Origin of the sequence: Falsiroseomonas oleicola (assembly GCF_019029495.1) — a bacterium.
GTDB lineage: Bacteria > Pseudomonadota > Alphaproteobacteria > Acetobacterales > Acetobacteraceae > Falsiroseomonas > Falsiroseomonas oleicola.
Genome location: NZ_JAERQM010000001.1, coordinates 856,879 through 873,266, shown reverse-complemented (window position 1 = coordinate 873,266; position 16,388 = coordinate 856,879). Strand labels below are relative to the sequence as shown.

The 16,388-nt window shown below is 68.9% G+C and carries 12 protein-coding genes; 7 read left to right on the top strand and 5 right to left on the bottom strand.

From position 1 onward, the window contains the following. Window positions 1-2: 2 nt before the first annotated feature. The 5 genes from JJQ90_RS04070 to JJQ90_RS04050 all read right to left on the bottom strand — a co-directional run bounded on the left by JJQ90_RS04070 (window position 3) and on the right by JJQ90_RS04050 (window position 5,939). Window positions 3-1,232, bottom strand: a complete 1,230-nt coding sequence (locus tag JJQ90_RS04070) for a geranylgeranyl diphosphate reductase (protein WP_216873156.1) — start codon at window positions 1,230-1,232, stop codon at window positions 3-5. Continuing rightward, window positions 1,229-2,560: a BCD family MFS transporter gene (locus JJQ90_RS04065; RefSeq protein WP_216873155.1), complete on the bottom strand. Its 1,332-nt coding sequence runs from the start codon at window positions 2,558-2,560 to the stop codon at window positions 1,229-1,231. The genes JJQ90_RS04070 and JJQ90_RS04065 overlap by 4 nt, the downstream gene beginning before the upstream one ends. Next, window positions 2,557-3,456, bottom strand: coding sequence for a chlorophyll synthase ChlG (chlG, locus tag JJQ90_RS04060; protein ID WP_216873154.1), 900 nt, complete (start codon window positions 3,454-3,456; stop codon window positions 2,557-2,559). The genes JJQ90_RS04065 and chlG overlap by 4 nt, the downstream gene beginning before the upstream one ends. 6 nt (window positions 3,457-3,462) lie before the next feature. After that, window positions 3,463-4,878, bottom strand: coding sequence for a transcriptional regulator PpsR (ppsR, locus tag JJQ90_RS04055; RefSeq protein ID WP_216873153.1), 1,416 nt, complete (start codon window positions 4,876-4,878; stop codon window positions 3,463-3,465). A 119-nt stretch (window positions 4,879-4,997) separates the two neighbouring features. After that, window positions 4,998-5,939, bottom strand: a complete 942-nt coding sequence (locus tag JJQ90_RS04050) for a cobalamin B12-binding domain-containing protein (protein ID WP_216873152.1) — start codon at window positions 5,937-5,939, stop codon at window positions 4,998-5,000. Window positions 5,940-6,205: 266 nt separating this feature from the next. On the opposite strand from JJQ90_RS04050, the gene bchF reads away from it, so the two are divergent. From bchF to JJQ90_RS04015, 7 genes are read left to right on the top strand one after another with little or no spacing between them, the layout of a single operon-like run. Continuing rightward, complete coding sequence (gene bchF / locus JJQ90_RS04045; RefSeq protein ID WP_216873151.1) at window positions 6,206-6,787, top strand: 2-vinyl bacteriochlorophyllide hydratase; 582 nt, start codon at window positions 6,206-6,208, stop codon at window positions 6,785-6,787. Further along, on the top strand, window positions 6,784-8,061 hold the full coding sequence (locus JJQ90_RS04040) for a ferredoxin:protochlorophyllide reductase (ATP-dependent) subunit N (protein ID WP_216873150.1): 1,278 nt from the start codon (window positions 6,784-6,786) through the stop codon (window positions 8,059-8,061). Before bchF ends, JJQ90_RS04040 begins: the two co-directional genes overlap by 4 nt. 4 nt (window positions 8,062-8,065) lie before the next feature. Further along, window positions 8,066-9,670, top strand: a complete 1,605-nt coding sequence (bchB, locus tag JJQ90_RS04035) for a ferredoxin:protochlorophyllide reductase (ATP-dependent) subunit B (protein ID WP_216873149.1) — start codon at window positions 8,066-8,068, stop codon at window positions 9,668-9,670. A 33-nt stretch (window positions 9,671-9,703) separates the two neighbouring features. After that, window positions 9,704-13,342: a magnesium chelatase subunit H gene (locus JJQ90_RS04030; RefSeq protein WP_216873148.1), complete on the top strand. Its 3,639-nt coding sequence runs from the start codon at window positions 9,704-9,706 to the stop codon at window positions 13,340-13,342. Beyond that, window positions 13,339-14,241 (top strand): ferredoxin:protochlorophyllide reductase (ATP-dependent) iron-sulfur ATP-binding protein, encoded by a 903-nt coding sequence (bchL, locus tag JJQ90_RS04025; RefSeq protein ID WP_216873147.1) that lies wholly within the window; start codon window positions 13,339-13,341, stop codon window positions 14,239-14,241. The genes JJQ90_RS04030 and bchL overlap by 4 nt, the downstream gene beginning before the upstream one ends. Further along, entirely contained in the window at window positions 14,241-14,942 is a 702-nt protein-coding gene (gene bchM / locus JJQ90_RS04020) for a magnesium protoporphyrin IX methyltransferase (protein ID WP_216873146.1), read from the top strand. The genes bchL and bchM overlap by 1 nt, the downstream gene beginning before the upstream one ends. Continuing rightward, entirely contained in the window at window positions 14,939-16,369 is a 1,431-nt protein-coding gene (locus tag JJQ90_RS04015) for a BCD family MFS transporter (RefSeq protein WP_216873145.1), read from the top strand. Before bchM ends, JJQ90_RS04015 begins: the two co-directional genes overlap by 4 nt. The last annotated feature ends 19 nt before the right edge of the window (window positions 16,370-16,388 follow it).

The window sequence follows — 16,388 nt, the reverse complement described above, 5'->3', positions numbered from 1 at the left end:
GCTCAGGCGTCTCCACGCGAGGTCGAGGCAGGGCGGTCGAGGCGCGGACCGGCGAGGCCCAGAAGATGCGCCATGTCCTTCAAGAAAATCTTGATATGCGTCAAAGGATTGGGCCGGGCGAGTTCCTTGTTCATATAGGCCTCCCAGGTCAGGCGCTGAACGTCCTTGTCCTGGCAGATCGCGACGAACTTCTCGCGGCGCTTGTCCGACGAATACCAGAAATACTGCATGATCCCGAGGATCAGGAAGACGCGGCCATGCGCCTTCATGAAGCGCTTGCGCGCGGTCGCCAGCGCGCTGGCGCGGCCCGTCGCGCAGAATTCGGCGGCGGCATCGGCGGCGAGCCGGCCGCAGAGCATGGCGTAGTAGATGCCCTCGCCGGAGGAAGGCGCCACGACGCCGGCGGAATCGCCCGCCAGCACTACGTCCCGCCCATTGTCCCAGCGCTTCAGCGGCTTCAGCGGGATCGGCGCGCCTTCCCGGCGGATGGTCCGCACCTTGTCGAGCCCGGTGGACGCCCGCAATTCACCGACCGAGCCGCGTAGAGAAAAACCCTTATGGGCGGAGCCGGTGCCGATGCTGACCTTGTCGCCATGCGGGAAGATCCAGGCGTAGAAATCCGGGGAGAGCTTGCCCTGGTAGAAGACGTCGCAGCGCAGCGGGTCGTATTTCGGCGCCTGGTCGGTCGGTGCCTCGACGATCTCATGATAGGCGAAGACGCAGGGAATCTTCTCCGCACCTTTCACCGACTGCTTCGCCACCTGGCTGCGCGCGCCATCGGCGCCGATGATGCAGCGGGTGCGCAGGCGCTGTTCCGCCGTGTCGCCCTTCGCCGTGTAGACGATGACGGCCATGCCATCGGCATCATGCTCGATGCGCTGGAATTCGCCGGTCAGGCGCTCGGCCCCGGCCTCCGCCGCGCGCGCTCGTAAAAATTCGTCGAAGGAGGCGCGCTCCACCATGCCGACATAGCCGCCATCGATGGGCATATCGACCTCGCGGTCGGAGGGCGAGATCATGCGGGCGGCGTTCACGCGGGCCACCAGCAGATCGGCCGGGATGTCGAAATCCCGGATCAGCCGGGGCGGAATGGCTCCGCCGCAGGGCTTGATGCGCCCCGCCTTGTCCAGCAGCGCCACATGGCGCCCCTGCCGTGCCAGATCATGCGCCGCGGTGGCGCCGGCGGGGCCACCGCCCACCACCACGACGTCGAAGGCCTGTTCCAGGCTCATGCGCGTTGTCCCCCCATCAGCGGCGGGACCTTGCCCGCGCTGATCCTTGGCGTTGGCGCGCGCCCGATGCGCAGCGCCAGCATCGCCGCGGCGAGGAACAACCCCGCATCGGCCAGAAATACCGTGACGTAGCCACCCTCGGCGCTGCCGGTCAGCAGCCGCCCGAGGTCCAGCACCACCGTGCCAGCGAGGCCGCCGGCGCCGAAGGCAATCGCCTGCGCCGCGCCGAACATGCCCATCCGCACGCCCTGTCGCCCCTCATGCCCCTGGGAGACCAGCTGCATCATCGCGGCGATGGCCGCGGCGGCGAAGGCGCCATTGGCGAGGCCGAGCGCGAAGAAGACTTCCCGCAGGGGAAACCGCGTCCCCGCCATGCCGGCGCTGGCCAGCGTGACCAGCAGCGCGCAGGCCGCGAAGCAGCCAGCCAGGATGCAGCCCCGCAGCACCGCCACCCGGCCGCCGCACAGGCTGCCGATCACCGCGGCCAGGATCATCCCCGCCAGCACGCCGCCATTCTGCACGGAGGACAGCCGCGTGGTCTCGCCGAGGGACATGCCGAAGACGGTGCCGGCGAAGGGCTCGAGGATCAGGTCCTGGGCGCTGTAGGCCAGCATCGAGACGAAGACGAAGATGGTGAAGTGCCGCGCAACGGGCTCCGCCCAGACCTCTTTCAACGCCGGACCGAAGGCGGTGCGGGCGCTGGCGGCGGGTGCCGCCTGGGTCGGCCCTTCGATGCCCGCAACCGCCAGCAGCGCCAGCAGGAAGGCAATGATCGAAACACCGGCCGAGACCGCGACCAGGCGTGTCCCCTCATAGGGGTCCAGCAGCCGGCCCGCGATCGCCGTGGTCAGCACGAAGCCCGCGATCATCATGATCCAGACCAGGGAGGCCGCCGCCGGCCGCCGCGCCGGCGCGACGCGGTTGGCCAGCAGTACCAGCAGCGAGGTGCCCGCGGCGCCGACGCCGATGCCGACCAGCAGGAAGGCCAGCACCGCCAGCGCGATGCCGGGGATCAGCGCCGAGCCCATCCAGGCCGTCGCCACCGCCGCCAGCACGCCGCCCAGCCCCAGCACCGCCATGCCGCCGATGATCCAGGGGGTGCGCCGCCCGCCCTGGTCCGAACCATGGCCGAGCCTCGGCCGCAGCATCTGCACCGCGTAATGCAGCGCCACCAGCACCCCGGGCAGGGAGGCCGGCAGGGCATGTTCCACCACCATCACCCGGTTCAGCGCCGCCGTGGTCAGCACCACCACCGCGCCCAGCGCCGTCTGCACCAGACCGAGCCGCACGATGCCAAGCCAGCCCAGGGGAGGAAGGGTGCCGTTCATGGCGCCAGCGCCACGGCGGCGGCCATCATGCCGGAGACATAGAGCGCGATGCCCGTGCCATTGTACCAGGGCGCCAGCCCGCGCGGATCGCGCAGCAGCTTCCGCATCAGGGCCAGCTGCGCCAGCAGCGACAGCGCCACCAGGGTCGCCGCGATCGGCGAATCCCAGGCCGCCAGCAGCGCCACGACCACCGCCTGCGGCACCGCCATGAACAGGCAGGCCACCCTCGCCGCCCGCGCCGCGCCCAGGATCACCGGCAGGGAGCGCAGGCCGAAGCGGGTGTCGCCCTCGATCGACTTGAAGTCGTTCAGCGTCATGATGCCATGCGCGCCGAGCCCGTAGAGCACGGCCACCGCCACCACCTGCGCATTTGGCGCCGCGGCGGAGAGCACGGCCACGGCGGTCAGCCAGGGCAGCGTCTCATAGGACAGGCCGCAGGCCAGGTTGCCCCACCAGCCATTCTGTTTCAGGCGCAGCGGCGGCGCCGAATAGATCCAGGCCATCACCACCGCCAGCACCGTCGCCGCGAAGCCCCAGGGGCCGAGCGCCGCACCGAGCAGCAGGGAGGCGAGCGTCCACAGAAGGGCGACGTAAAGCCCCGTCAGCCCCGGCAGGCGGCCGGAGGGAATCGGCCGGTTCGGCTCGTTGATCGCGTCCACATGGCGGTCGAACCAGTCGTTCACGGCCTGGCTCATGCCGCAGACCATGGGGCCGGTGAGCAGCACGCCCAGCGCGATCAGCGGGAAATGCTCCAGCACATTGGCGCCGGAGGCCGCAACGCCGCAGCCAAAGGCCCACATCGGCGGGAACCAGGTGACCGGCTTCAACAGCTCCAGCACCGCCGCCGGCTGAAGCCGGGGCGTGGAGAGGCCGAGACTGGTCACCGGATTCGTCATGCCTGCCTATCCCTGCTGCTCGTCGAGGTCGCCGAGGCCATAGCGGCGCAGCTTCACGTAGAGGCTCTGCCGGCTCAGCCCGAGCATCTCCGCCGCCGAGGCGCGGTTGTCGCCGGTCAGTTCCAGCGCCGCCTCGATGCACAGACGCTCGATGGCATCGGTCGCCTCCCGCACCAGATCCTTCAGCGGCACCCGGCCGATGAGTTCGGTGAGCTGTTCGACGGAGCGCGTGGCGCCTTCCGCGGCGCGGGCGGCGGGGCGCGAACGGGGGCCGATGTCGCGGATCTGGAAGCCGAAACAGGGCTGCCCGCCATTCATCACGGAGACGGCGGAAATCTCCACCTCCACCTGCCCGCCCATCTCGCCCTGCAAGGTGGTGACATAGAGCCGCACGGCGCCGCGGTTGCGGAGATTGGAGAGCAACACCTCCAGCTCCACGCCCTGATGGCCGATCCAGCGGTCGAGCGAGGCGCCGCGCGCCTGCTCCTCGCTGGTCAGCTGCGCCATGTCGAGGAAGGCGGCATTGGCGGTCAGGATCTGCGCGCCGGAATCGGTGACGACGAAGCCATCCGGGGCCACTTCGATCACCTTCAACTGCTTGTCCTGGGCATCCGGCAGGCTGGGCGCGGTGGTGCCGGGGGCCGTCAGCCGCAGCAGGTACAGCAGCCCACCCTCCTGCCGGAAGGTGGAGGCGGAAACCAGCACCGCCTCCCCACCCTCGGCCAGATGGGCGGTGACGTCATCGGCGCGCCCGGCGTTGCGCACCGTGGTCAGCAGCGCCTGCACGGCGGCGCGGCCGGTGGGGTCGAACAGTTCGCTGAGCATGCGGCCCGGGCTGCGCCTGGCGCCGCGGCCGAACAGCCGCTGCGCGGCGGGATTCGATTCCAGGATTCGCTGCTGCTCGGCATCCAGGATCAGCACCGGATCGACCGACATCTGGAACAGCAGGCGGTAGCGGGTTTCCGCCTGGCGCAGGCGGGAATAGTCCCGCTCCATGGATTGCTGCACCTCCACCAGGCGCTGCTGCAATTGCGACAGGGGCCGCAGGTCGCGTCCGAACACCACACGGCGCCCGGCCGTGCCCAGCGGCGCGCTGGAACAGAGCAGCGGAACGGAGATGCCACGCGCGGAAAGCTGGTTCACATGACGCCAGCGGGCCTGGTCCGCCGGCGGATCGAGGAGCAGCAGCGCCTCCACCTTTGGGCGGCTGTCCCGGGCGACCGTGTCGATCCAGGGGCGGCCGAGCCAGGCCTCCGGCCCCTCGAACTCCCGGGCCAGTTCGGCATGGCTGAAGGCCAGGTCGCGGATGATGCCGGCCTCGTCAAGCACGAGCGCGATATCCGCAGCGGCGGCGATGAGCCCTGCCGCCGCATCCGCGTCGAGGGGGCCAAGCGACGTCCTTGGTGTAGCGAAGGTCTTCACGGAACACAGCGTCCTTCATCCCAAGGGTCCCCTCCCCAGCCGAGCCTCCTGAACGTCACTGCCGCACACTCAATTCAGCCGGGGTGGCCCCGGACAATCCAGCCGGGGCGGCCCCCGGATTAGGCTTCCCGCATCAGCAGCGCCAGAAGGGTTTCCGCCTTCAGCGCGGCCTGATGACCATCCGAGGCCGTCGCATCCGCGCCCACGAGGGCGGCGAGTTCCGGCCTTTCATTGAACACCCGTCCGCCGACGAGCACCCCGATCTGCGGATTGCGCGACGCCCGCCGGACATCCCGGATGGTGCCCGCCAGCACTTCCAGCCGCTCCTCCCCCGCCACCGACAGGCCAATGGCGGCGAACCACTGCCGGCGGACCATCGCCGCCAGTTCCTTCGAGGTGCCGCCGGTGCCCGACACCACCTCCCACCCCTGTCGGCGAAAGAACTCGCCGACCATGAGCAGGCCGAAGCTGTGCTGTTCGCCCGGAACCGGGGCCAGCAGCACCCGCCGATCCGCATCGGCACGGCCGAGTCGCGGCTGGAAGGAGGCGCTGTTCTCCAGCACCACCTGTTGCAGGCAGCACAGGCCGATCGTCACCGCGGTGAAATCGCAGCGATCCTGTTCCCAGAACTCACCGAGTCGCCGCGCGACCGGGGCCAGCAGGTCCAGATAGATGCGCTCCAGCTTCATGCCCCGCGCTGCCAGGCCGCTGACATAGGCCAGCGCGCCGCCAAGATCGCCCTGCATGGTCAGGCCGGCGAGGATCGAGACATCCTCCTCACGCGGCATGCTCGCGGCGGGGCTGTCGATATAGGCGGGGGTATTGGCTTCGCGGCGCGCCAGGACCAGGCGCGGAATCACGTCCATCTCCAGCGTCCGCGCCAGCAGCGCGACGCGGCGCCGTTCGGCGCGGGCGGGGCTGGTGGGCGGGGGGGCGCGGGAGCCGCCTCGGCGCTCACCGCTGGCGGTTTCACGCGCCGCGAGCGGGGCGGAGGTCGCCTCCTGCTTCGCTGTGGCGCATTCCGCCATGTGAGATGTGGCCAACATTGGCTTAGCGGACATCGCCCCCTCCGGTCATTGCAGTTGAGCCCCGGGGCGCCGGAATGTCAATCTTGATTTACGTCAATCGTGCTTGACACTCAGAGCCGCCGGCCTCTAGCCTCCCTGAACAGACGCGGTGTGGGGGAGAAAACGATGCGCAACGGAAGGGCCGAAACGGCCATGGAGCGCGGATTTCTCGAATGCTTCCCCCATCGCGGGCTGTCGGCCAGGGGCTTCGACAGCCTTGTGTCGACAGCGGACCGCCTTTGACGGAGGGTTGTCAAGCCATGTTTACAACGAACAGCCTGTCCGGATTGCTTGACGCATGGGACGCCGCCCCCTGGGGCGCCACCGCCGGGCGCAGCGCGCGGCACAGGATGGAGGCCGCGGAACGCCGCCGCCCGCTCTATACTGCGGAAGAACGCCAGCGGCGCGATGCGACGCCCTGGACCCTTGTGCAGGGCGTGCTGGCGCCGATCCAGTTCGCCGTCTTCCTGGTGAGCCTCGGCCTGGTGCTGAACTTCCTCGTCACGGGTGAGGGCCTGGCGGTCGCCACGGCCTCCGTCGTGGTGAAGACGGTGTTGCTCTACACCATCATGGTGACCGGCTGCGTCTGGGAGAAGGTGGTGTTCGGCCGCTACCTCTTCGCCCCCGCCTTCTTCTGGGAAGACGTGTTCAGCATGCTGGTGCTGGCGTTGCACAGTGCCTACCTGCTGGCGGTCTTCACCGGCTTCGGGGACGGCCAGGGGCAGATGCTGCTGGCGCTTGCCGCCTACGCCGCCTACGTCGTCAACGCCGCGCAGTTCGTGCTGAAGCTGCGCGCCGCACGGCTCGACGAAGCCCGCGTCAGCACCAGGCTGGCGGCATGAGCGCCGCGGCCGCCCTTCCCCAGATTGGATGCGCGGATGCGCCCGTGCTGCGGGAGCGCGGCCAGCGCGAGGTGTTCTGCGGGCTGACCGGCATCGTCTGGCTGCACCGCAAGATCCAGGACGCCTTCTTCCTGGTGGTCGGCAGCCGCACCTGCGCGCATCTGCTGCAATCCGCCGCCGGCGTGATGATCTTTGCCGAGCCGCGCTTCGCCACCGCCATCATCGATGAGCGCGACCTGGCGGGGCTGGCCGATTGCAATGCGGAACTGGACCGCGTGGTGACGCGGCTGCTGGAGCGGCGGCCCGACATCCGCATGCTGTTCCTTGTCGGCTCCTGCCCCAGCGAGGTCATCAAGCTCGATCTGTCGCGCGCCGCGCAGCGCCTGTCGCAGCGCTTCCTGCCGCAGGTCCGCGTGCTGAACTATTCCGGCAGCGGCATCGAGACCACCTTCACCCAGGGCGAGGATGCCTGCCTGGCGTCCCTGGTGCCCGAGATGCCCGCCGAGCCCGGCGCCGCGCGATCCCTGCTGGTGGTCGGCGCGCTGGCCGAAGTGGTCGAAGACCAGTTCCTGCGGATTTTCGCCGCGCTGGGTGTGGGGCCGGTGCGCTTCCTGCCTTCGCGCCGCGCGGCGGAGCTGCCGGCGGTGGGGCCGGGCACGCGCTTTCTCCTCGCGCAGCCTTTCCTCGGCGACACGGCGCGCGCGTTGGAAGCACGTGGCGCGACGCGAATCGCAGCGCCGTTCCCGCTCGGCGTCGAAGGCACCACGGCCTGGCTGACGGCAGCCGCGGAGGTGTGGGGCACGCCCCCGGCGCGCATCGCGGAGGCGACATCCAGCGCCGCGACCCGCGCAAGCGCCGCGGTCGGCCGGATTCGCGAAAGGCTTGCCGGCAAAAGCATCTTCTTCTTCCCAGACAGCCAGCTCGAAGTCCCGCTTGCGCGTTTCCTGTCGCGCGAACTGGGCATGCGGCTGACCGAGGTCGGCACCCCCTATCTGCACCGCCAGCACCTTGCAGAAGAACTGGCGCTGCTGCCGGAGGGCACGATGCTGTCCGAAGGGCAGCATGTGGACCGGCAGCTCGATCGCTGCCGTGCGCTGCGCCCGGATATCACCGTCTGTGGCCTCGGCCTCGCCAATCCGCTGGAGGCGGAGGGGCTGACGACGAAATGGTCCATCGAGCTCGTCTTCACCCCGATCCAGGGCTACGACCAGGCCGCCGATCTCGCCGAACTCTTTGCGCGCCCGCTGCTGCGGCGCGCGAAGCTGGCGGTGTAGCGCCATGCAGCTCGCACTCTGGACCTATGAGGGGCCGCCGCATATCGGGGCGATGCGCGTCGCCACCGCGATGGACGGTGTGCACTACGTGCTGCACGCGCCGCAGGGCGATACCTATGCCGACCTGCTGTTCACCATGATCGAGCGGCGCGCCAAGCGTCCGCCCGTCACCTACACCACCTTCCAGGCACGCGACCTGGGCGGCGACACGGCGAACCTGTTCCGCGAATCCGTGCTCGATGCCTATGAGCGGTTCCGGCCGCAGGCGATGCTGGTGGGCGCGAGCTGCACGGCGGAGTTGATCCAGGACGATCCGGGGGGCCTTGCGAAAACCCTGGGGCTGCCGATTCCCGTGGTGCCGCTGGAACTGCCCGCCTATCAGCGCAAGGAAAACTGGGGCGCGTCCGAAACCTTCTACCAGCTGGTCCGCGCCTGCGCCGGCCCGCATGTGCCGAAGCCCGGCACGGTGCGCGCCAAAGGCGCGACGCCGCGCTGCAATATCCTCGGCCCCACCGCGCTCGGCTTCCGCCATCGTGACGATGTGCCGGAGGTGGAGCGGCTGTTGGCGGCCCTCGGTATCGAGACACATGTGATCGCGCCGATGGGCGCGACGCCGGCGGATCTCGCCACGCTGGGCGAGGCCGATTTCAACGTGGTGCTCTACCCCGAAGTGGCCGGGCAGGCGGCCGCCTGGTTGCGCCGCAGCTTCGGCCAGCCCTGCACCACGGTGGTGCCGATCGGAGTCGGTGCCACGCGCGACTTCGTGCAGGAAGTGGCGAAGCTCGCGGGCGTGCCGGCCACCACGGCGGAAGGCGCGCTGCGCCTGCCCTGGTACTCTCGCTCCGTCGACAGCACCTACCTGACCGGCAAGCGCGTCTTCATCTTCGGTGACGCGACCCATGCCATCGCCGCAGCGCGCGTGGCGCAGGAGGAGATGGGCTTCAACGTCGTCGGCCTCGGCAGCTATTCGCGCGAATTCGGCCGCGAAATCCGCGCCGCCGCCGCGCTGCATGGCGTGGAACCGCTGATCACCGATGACTACCTCGAGGTCGAGGCGCAGATCGCGTCGCTTCAGCCGGAACTGGTGCTGGGCACGCAGATGGAACGCCATGTGGCCAAGCGGCTTGGCATTCCCTGCACGGTGATCTCCGCGCCGGTGCATGTGCAGGACTTCCCGGCGCGGCATTCGCCGCAGATGGGAATCGAGGGCGCGAACGTGCTGTTCGACACCTGGGTCCATCCGCTGATGATGGGCCTGGAGGAACATCTGCTCGGCATGTTCCGCGAGGATTTCGAGTTCAACGACGGCGTGCAGCCCAGTCATCTTGGTCATGGTTCCAAGAAGGACCTGGGCGCCCCGTCACAGTCGGGCAGAGAGGCCGCGCCCGCCGCGCAGCCCATGCCCGTGCCCGCGGCGGAGACTCCCCACTCCGCCGCGGGCGCCCTTTCCCTGAGCTGGGGCCATGACGCGGAGAAGGAGCTGAAGAAGATTCCCTTCTTCGTCCGCGGCAAGGCCCGGCGCAACACCGAACGCTTCGCGCAGGAACGTGGCATCGGCACCATCACCATCGAGACCCTGTACGACGCAAAAGCGCATTTTTCGCGGTGAGATATTCCTCTCGCCGCCGGACCGGAGGGCCGTATGCCTGAGGGTATGAATTGGCACGCTGCGACCACGATGCGTATCGTCGTCGTCACCATGGACAGCCACCTCGCCGGGGCGATGATGCAGGCGCGGGAGGTTCTGCGGCGCGAAGTGCCGGGCCTCGAGATCGCCGTGCATGCCGCCGATGAATGGGGCACGGACCAGGCGGCGCTGGCGGACTGCCATGCGGATATCGCGCGCGGCGACATCATCATCGCCACCATGCTTTTCCTGGAAGATCACATCAACCTGGTGCTGCCGGCGCTTCGGGCGCGGCGTGATTCCTGCGATGCCATGCTGTGCTGCATGTCGGCCGGCGAGGTGATGAAGCTGACCCGCATCGGCCGCTTCGACATGGGCGCCGAGGCCAAGGGCGTGATGGGCCTGCTGAAGCGCCTGCGCGGCAACAAGAAGGGCGGCGCGGCGTCATCCGGCAAGGGCCAGATGAAGATGCTGCGGGAACTGCCGAAGCTGCTGCGCTTCATCCCCGGCACGGCGCAGGATGTGCGGATCTATTTTCTGGCGCTGCAATACTGGCTGGCCGGCAGCCAAGCGAACCTCGCGAACCTGGTGCGACTGCTGGTGAATCGCTACGCCGCCGGCCTGCGTGCCGGGTTGGTGGGCACGCTGAAGGTCGCGCCGCCCGTCGAGTATCCGGAAGTCGGCCTGTACCATCCGCGCATTCCGGGCCAGGTGACGGACCGCGTGGCGCAACTGCCGGCGCGCGGCACCAAGGGCACGGTCGGGCTGCTGATCATGCGGTCCTATGTGCTGGCCGGGAACGCCGCGCATTATGATGGCGTGATCGCGGCGCTCGAGGCGCGCGGGCTGAACGTGGTGCCGGCCTTCGCCAGCGGCCTCGACAATCGTCCGGCGATCGAGGCCCATTTCATGCGCGACGGCGTGACCACCGTGGATGCCGTGGTCTCGCTCACCGGCTTCTCCCTGGTCGGAGGCCCCGCCTACAATGATGCGCGCGCGGCGGAGGAAACGCTGGCGGCACTCGATGTCCCCTATATCTCCGCCCATCCGCTGGAATTCCAGACGATGCGGCAGTGGGAGGCCGATCCGCGCGGGTTGTTGCCGGTGGAAGCCACCATGATGGTGGCGATCCCGGAGCTGGATGGCGGCATCCTGCCGATGACCTTTGGCGGCCGCTGCGGTGCCTCCTCCACCGGCGTGACCTGCCCGGGCTGCGATGGCGTGAATTGCGGACGTGACATGGTGTCCTATCGCGAACGCGCGGAGACGCTGGCGGCGCGCGTGGCGCGCATGGTGGCGCTGCGGCGCTCGGCGCGGGCGGAGCGGCGCGTGGCAGCGGTGGTGTTCAACTTCCCGCCGAATGCGGGCAATACCGGCACGGCTGCCTATCTGTCCGTCTTCCAGTCGCTGTTCAACACGCTGCGCGCGATGCAGAAGGCGGGCTACACCGTCGAGATGCCGGCCAGCGTGGATGCGCTGCGCAGCGCCATCATCGACGGCAATGCCCAGCAGTTCGGCGCCGTGGCGAATGTCGCCGCGCGCATCTCCGCCGATGACCATGTGCGGCGCGAGACGCATCTGGCCGAGATCGAGCGCACATGGGGCCCGGCGCCCGGCCGCGCGCAGTCGGACGGCGCCAGCATCTTCGTGCTTGGCGTGCGCTTCGGAAATGTGTTCATCGGCGTGCAGCCCGGTTTCGGCTATGAGGGCGACCCGATGCGCCTGCTGTTCGAGCGCGGCTTTGCGCCGACGCATGCCTTCAGCGCCTTCTACCGCTGGATCCGCGAGGATTTCGGCGCCCATGCCGTGCTGCACTTCGGCACCCATGGTGCGCTGGAATTCATGCCGGGCAAGCAGGCTGGGCTGTCGGCCGCCTGCTGGCCGGACCGTCTGATCGGCGATCTGCCGAACCTGTACCTGTATGCCTCGAACAATCCGTCGGAGGGGATGCTGGCGAAGCGGCGCGCGGGGGCTTCGCTCATCAGCTACCTCACGCCGCCGGTGACGAGCGCGGGCCTGTATCGCGGGCTGCTCGACCTCAAGGCAACGCTGGATCGCTGGCGCGCGCTGGAGCCGGATTGTGATGACGGCGTACGCGCCGCGCTGGCCGAGCTGGTGCAGGCGCAGGCCGCGGCGGTGGATCTCGCAGCGCCAGAGCCGGCCTGGGATCTGGCGGAAGCGCCGGGCGTGATCCAGCGCCTGGGCAACCAACTGTTGGAGCTGGAATACACGCTGATCCCGCACGGGCTGCATGTGGTGGGCGAAGTGCCGGATGCCGCGCAGCGCAAGGAAATGCTGGACGCGGCCGGTGTCACCGATACGGCCGAGTTCGCCCGGCTCGATGCGCTGCTGGCGACCGAGCACGAAATTCCGGCCATCCTGCATGCGCTGGATGGCGGCTATACGCGGCCGGCGCCTGGCGGCGATCTGCTGCGCACCACGGATGTGCTGCCGACCGGTCGCAACCTGCACGGCTTCGACCCCTTCAAGATCCCCTCCGCCTTCGCGGTGCAGGATGGTGCGCGCCAGGCGGACCGGCTGCTGGCGCGGCATGCGGCGGATGGCAAGGGCCTGCCGGAGACGGTGGCGATCGTCCTCTGGGGCACCGACAACCTGAAGACGGAAGGCGGCCCGATCGCCCAGGCGCTGTGGCTGATGGGCGCGGAGCCGCGGCATGACAGCTACGGTCGCCTGACCGGTGCGAAGCTGGTGCCGCTTGATGTGCTAGGCCGCCCGCGCATCGACGTCATGGTGACGCTGTCAGGGATCTTTCGTGATCTTCTGCCACTGCAGACGAAGCTGCTGGCCGAGGCCGCGCTGCTGGCAGCAAGCGCCGAGGAGCCGATCGAAGAAAACTACATCCGCAAGCACGCGCTGACGCATCTCGCACAGCATGGCGGCGAGATGGCGCAGGCGGCGCTGCGGGTGTTTGGGAATGCCGACGGGGCCTATGGCACGAACGTCAACCAGATCCTGGATGCGGGGCTTTGGACGGATGAGGACGAACTCGCCGAGGCCTATGTGAAGCGCAAGGGTTTTGCCTACGGCGTCGACGGCAAGGCGGCGCGGCAGGACAAGGTGCTGACGCAGCTTCTGGGTTCGGTCGATGTCACCTACCAGAATCTCGACAGCGTCGAGGTCGGCCTGACCACCATCGACCAGTATTTCGATACGCTTGGCGGCATGAGCCGCGCGGTGCGGCGTGCGCGCGGCGGGCAGGAGGCGTCGGTCTATGTCGGCGACCAGACCCGCGGCGAGGGCACCATCCGAAGTGTCGCCGAACAGGTGGCGCTGGAGACGCGGACGCGGGCGCTGAACCCCAAATGGTTCGAACCGCTGCTGGCGCATGGCTATGAGGGCGTTCGGCAGATCGAGGCGCAGGTGACCAACACCGTCGGTTGGTCCGCGACCACCGGCCAGGTGGCGCCCTGGATCTACCAGAACCTGGCCGAGACCTACATGCTCGACCCCGCCATGCGCGCGCGCCTCGCGGCGCTGAACCCGACCGCTTCCGCGAAGATCGCCAACCGGCTGATCGAAGCGCAGGAGCGCAGCTACTGGCAGCCTGATGCCGAAACCCTGGCCGCGCTGCGACGCGCGGGCGAGGAGTTGGAAGACCGGCTCGAAGGCATTACCGAGGAGATGGCGGCATGACCGTGATCGTACGACCGCGGCCCGATGAGCGTCTGATCGGCGATGGCGATGGCAGCGTGCAGGTGCATATGCACGACCCGCTGAAGATCGACGGCGCCAAGGTCTTTGCGGTGTATGGGAAGGGGGGCATCGGCAAGAGCACGACCAGCTCCAATCTTTCAGTGGCTTTCGCGAAACTGGGCAAGCGCGTGCTGCAGATCGGCTGCGATCCGAAGCATGACAGCACCTTCACCCTGACCGGCCGCATGATCCCGACCGTGATCGATGTGCTCGACGGCGTCGGCTTCCATTCGGAAGAGCTCCGCGCCGAGGATTTCGTGGTGGAAGGCCGCCACGGCGTCATGTGCGTGGAGGCCGGCGGCCCGCCGGCGGGCACGGGCTGCGGCGGCTATGTGGTGGGCCAGACGGTGAAGCTGCTGAAGGAGCATCATCTTCTGGAGGACACCGACATCGTCATCTTCGACGTCCTGGGCGACGTTGTCTGCGGTGGCTTCGCCGCGCCCCTGCTGCATGCGGATCGCGGTGTGATCGTCGCGGCGAATGACTTCGACAGCATCTTTGCGATGAACCGCATCGTCGCGGCCATCAAGGCGAAGTCGGCGAATTACGGCGTGCGGCTGGGGGGCGTCATCGTCAACCGGTCGAAGGACACCGACCAGATCCAGAAGTACAACGATGCGACCGGCATGAAGATGCTGGCGCATCTGCCGGACCTGGACGTGATCCGCCGCTCCCGCCTCAAGAAGGCGACGCTGTTCGACATGGAGCAGACGCCGGAGGTGGAGGCGGTGTGCACGGAATACCTCCGCCTCGCCGCAGGCCTGCTCGCCGGCGTCACGCCGCTGGAGGCGACGCCGCTGAAGGACCGGGAAATCTTCGACCTGCTGGGGTACGACTGATGCCCACCGCCAGCTACGCCACCCGCCGCGGCGAACTCGAGACCTATTTCGACCGCACCGCGGCGAAGGCCTGGGAACGCCTGACCTCCGACGCGCCGGTCAGCGGCATCCGCGCCACGGTGAGGGCCGGGCGTGATGCGATGCGCGCCAACCTGCTGTCCTGGCTGCCACCGGATCTGCGCGGCAAGCGCGTGCTGGATGCCGGCTGCGGAACTGGCGCGCTGGCCGTGGAAGCTGCACGGCGCGGGGCGGAGGTGGTGGCGGTCGATATTTCCCCCACCCTCGTCGCACTCGGGCAGAATCGTGCGGAGGGCAGCCACGGCGCGGGCTCCGTCAGCTTTCATGTGGGCGACATGCTTGACCCTGCCTTCGGGCGCTTCGACCATGTGGTCGGCATGGATTGCCTGATCCACTACAAGCCGGACGATGTGCTGCGTGCACTCGCGGGCCTCTCGGCACGCACCAAGCGGAGCATCCTGTTCACCTTCGCGCCGCGCAGCGCCTTCCTGATGGCCTTCCTCACAGTGGGCCGCCTGGTGCCGCGCGGCGACCGTTCGCCCGCCATCGTGCCGGTGGCGGAAGCCACGTTGCGGCGCCTGGTCGGCGGCAATCCGGCGATGATGGGTTGGCACCCGGTGCGGACGCATCGCGTGGCGAGCGGCTTCTACACCTCCCAGGCCCTGGAGCTCGTGCGGCGATGAAGCGCCCCGGCAGGATCATTCGGCTGTGGCAGGGCGTGGGGCCGCATCTGCTGCCTTTCGCGGCGGCCACATCCGAACGCCTGCCCATGGCGCGGCTGCTGCGACTTTCGCTGTTCCAGATTTCCTGCGGCATGGCGGCAGTGCTGCTGGTCGGCACGCTGAACCGCGTGATGATCGTGGAGCTGAGCGTGCCGGCCTGGCTGGTCGCCAGCATGGTGGCGCTGCCGTTGCTGTTCGCGCCGGCGCGGGCGCTGATCGGTTATCGCTCCGACACCTACAAATCGGTGCTGGGCTGGAAGCGCGTGCCCTATCTGTGGCTCGGCACCATCATCCAGTTCGGCGGCTTGGCAATGATGCCTTTCGCCTTGCTGGTCCTGGCCGGCGACACCTGGGCGGAGCCCTGGACCGGCCAGTTGGCGGCGGCGATCGCCTTCCTGATGACCGGCGCAGGCATGCACATGGTGCAGACGGTGGGCCTCGCTTTGGCGACCGATCTCACGCCGCGCGACCAGCAGCCGAATGTCGTGGCCATGCTGTCGGCCATGCAGCTCGTCGGCATGGTCCTCGCCGCCCTGGTCTTCGGCGCGCTACTGGCGGATTTCTCGCAGCTTCGGCTGATCCAGGTGGTGCAGGGCGCGGCGGCGCTGACGCTGGTGCTCAACCTGGTCGCGGCCTGGCAGCAGGAGGTGCGCGATCCGTCGCGCACGGCGCGCGGCGACGTGCCGGACCCGAGCTTCCGTGAGGCCTTTCGCACGCTGCGGCAAAGCGGGCCGTGGAACCGTCGGCTGCTTGGGGCGGGTATCGGCACGGCCGGCTTCACCATGCAGGACGTTTTGCTGGAGCCCTATGGCGGCCAGGTCCTGGGCCTCTCTGTTGGCGCGACCACCGCGCTGTCCGCACTGCTTGCCGGCGGTGCCGTGGTGGGCTTCCTGCGCGCGGCGAAGCGGCTGCGCCGGGGCACCGACCCGCATCTCGTTGCGGGCCATGGCGCGCTGTTCGGCATTCTGGGCTTCAGCCTCATCATCTTCTCCGGCGCCTTCGGCAGCAGCGCGGTCTTCGCGGGCGGCGTGGTCATGATCGGCTTCGGCGCTGGCCTGTTCGGCCATGCGACGCTGACCGCCTGCATGCGTGCCGCACCGCCGGACAAGGTGGGGCTGGCGCTTGGCGTCTGGGGTGCGGTGCAGGCCACGGCGGCGGGCGGCGCCATCGCGCTCGGTGGCGTGTTGCGTGATGTGCTCTCCGCCCTTGCAGTATCCGGCGCCTTGGGCGAGGGGTTGAATCAGGCGGCGACGGGCTATGTTGCCATCTATCTGATCGAGATCGCGCTGCTGTTCGTGACACTTGCCGTGGTCGGGCCGCTGGTGCGCGCCCGCGGCCGCACGCTACGTGAATCCGCCTCCGGCCTCGCCGGCCAGGCGTCTGTCTGATCCCAGGGAGTGGAGGCTC

Excerpts from the sequence above, each read along its gene's own strand:
- JJQ90_RS04040 (WP_216873150.1), top strand. The coding sequence starts at position 6,784 with ATGAGCGCCGCGGCCGCCCTTCCCCAGATTGGATGCGCGGATGCGCCC.
- JJQ90_RS04030 (WP_216873148.1), top strand. The coding sequence starts at position 9,704 with ATGCCTGAGGGTATGAATTGGCACGCTGCGACCACGATGCGTATCGTC.
- JJQ90_RS04015 (WP_216873145.1), top strand. The coding sequence starts at position 14,939 with ATGAAGCGCCCCGGCAGGATCATTCGGCTGTGGCAGGGCGTGGGGCCG.
- bchB (WP_216873149.1), top strand. The coding sequence starts at position 8,066 with ATGCAGCTCGCACTCTGGACCTATGAGGGGCCGCCGCATATCGGGGCG.
- bchL (WP_216873147.1), top strand. The coding sequence starts at position 13,339 with ATGACCGTGATCGTACGACCGCGGCCCGATGAGCGTCTGATCGGCGAT.
- JJQ90_RS04070 (WP_216873156.1), bottom strand. The coding sequence starts at position 1,232 with ATGAGCCTGGAACAGGCCTTCGACGTCGTGGTGGTGGGCGGTGGCCCC.
- chlG (WP_216873154.1), bottom strand. The coding sequence starts at position 3,456 with ATGACGAATCCGGTGACCAGTCTCGGCCTCTCCACGCCCCGGCTTCAG.
- JJQ90_RS04050 (WP_216873152.1), bottom strand. The coding sequence starts at position 5,939 with ATGTCCGCTAAGCCAATGTTGGCCACATCTCACATGGCGGAATGCGCC.
- bchM (WP_216873146.1), top strand. The coding sequence starts at position 14,241 with ATGCCCACCGCCAGCTACGCCACCCGCCGCGGCGAACTCGAGACCTAT.
- JJQ90_RS04065 (WP_216873155.1), bottom strand. The coding sequence starts at position 2,560 with ATGAACGGCACCCTTCCTCCCCTGGGCTGGCTTGGCATCGTGCGGCTC.
- bchF (WP_216873151.1), top strand. The coding sequence starts at position 6,206 with ATGTTTACAACGAACAGCCTGTCCGGATTGCTTGACGCATGGGACGCC.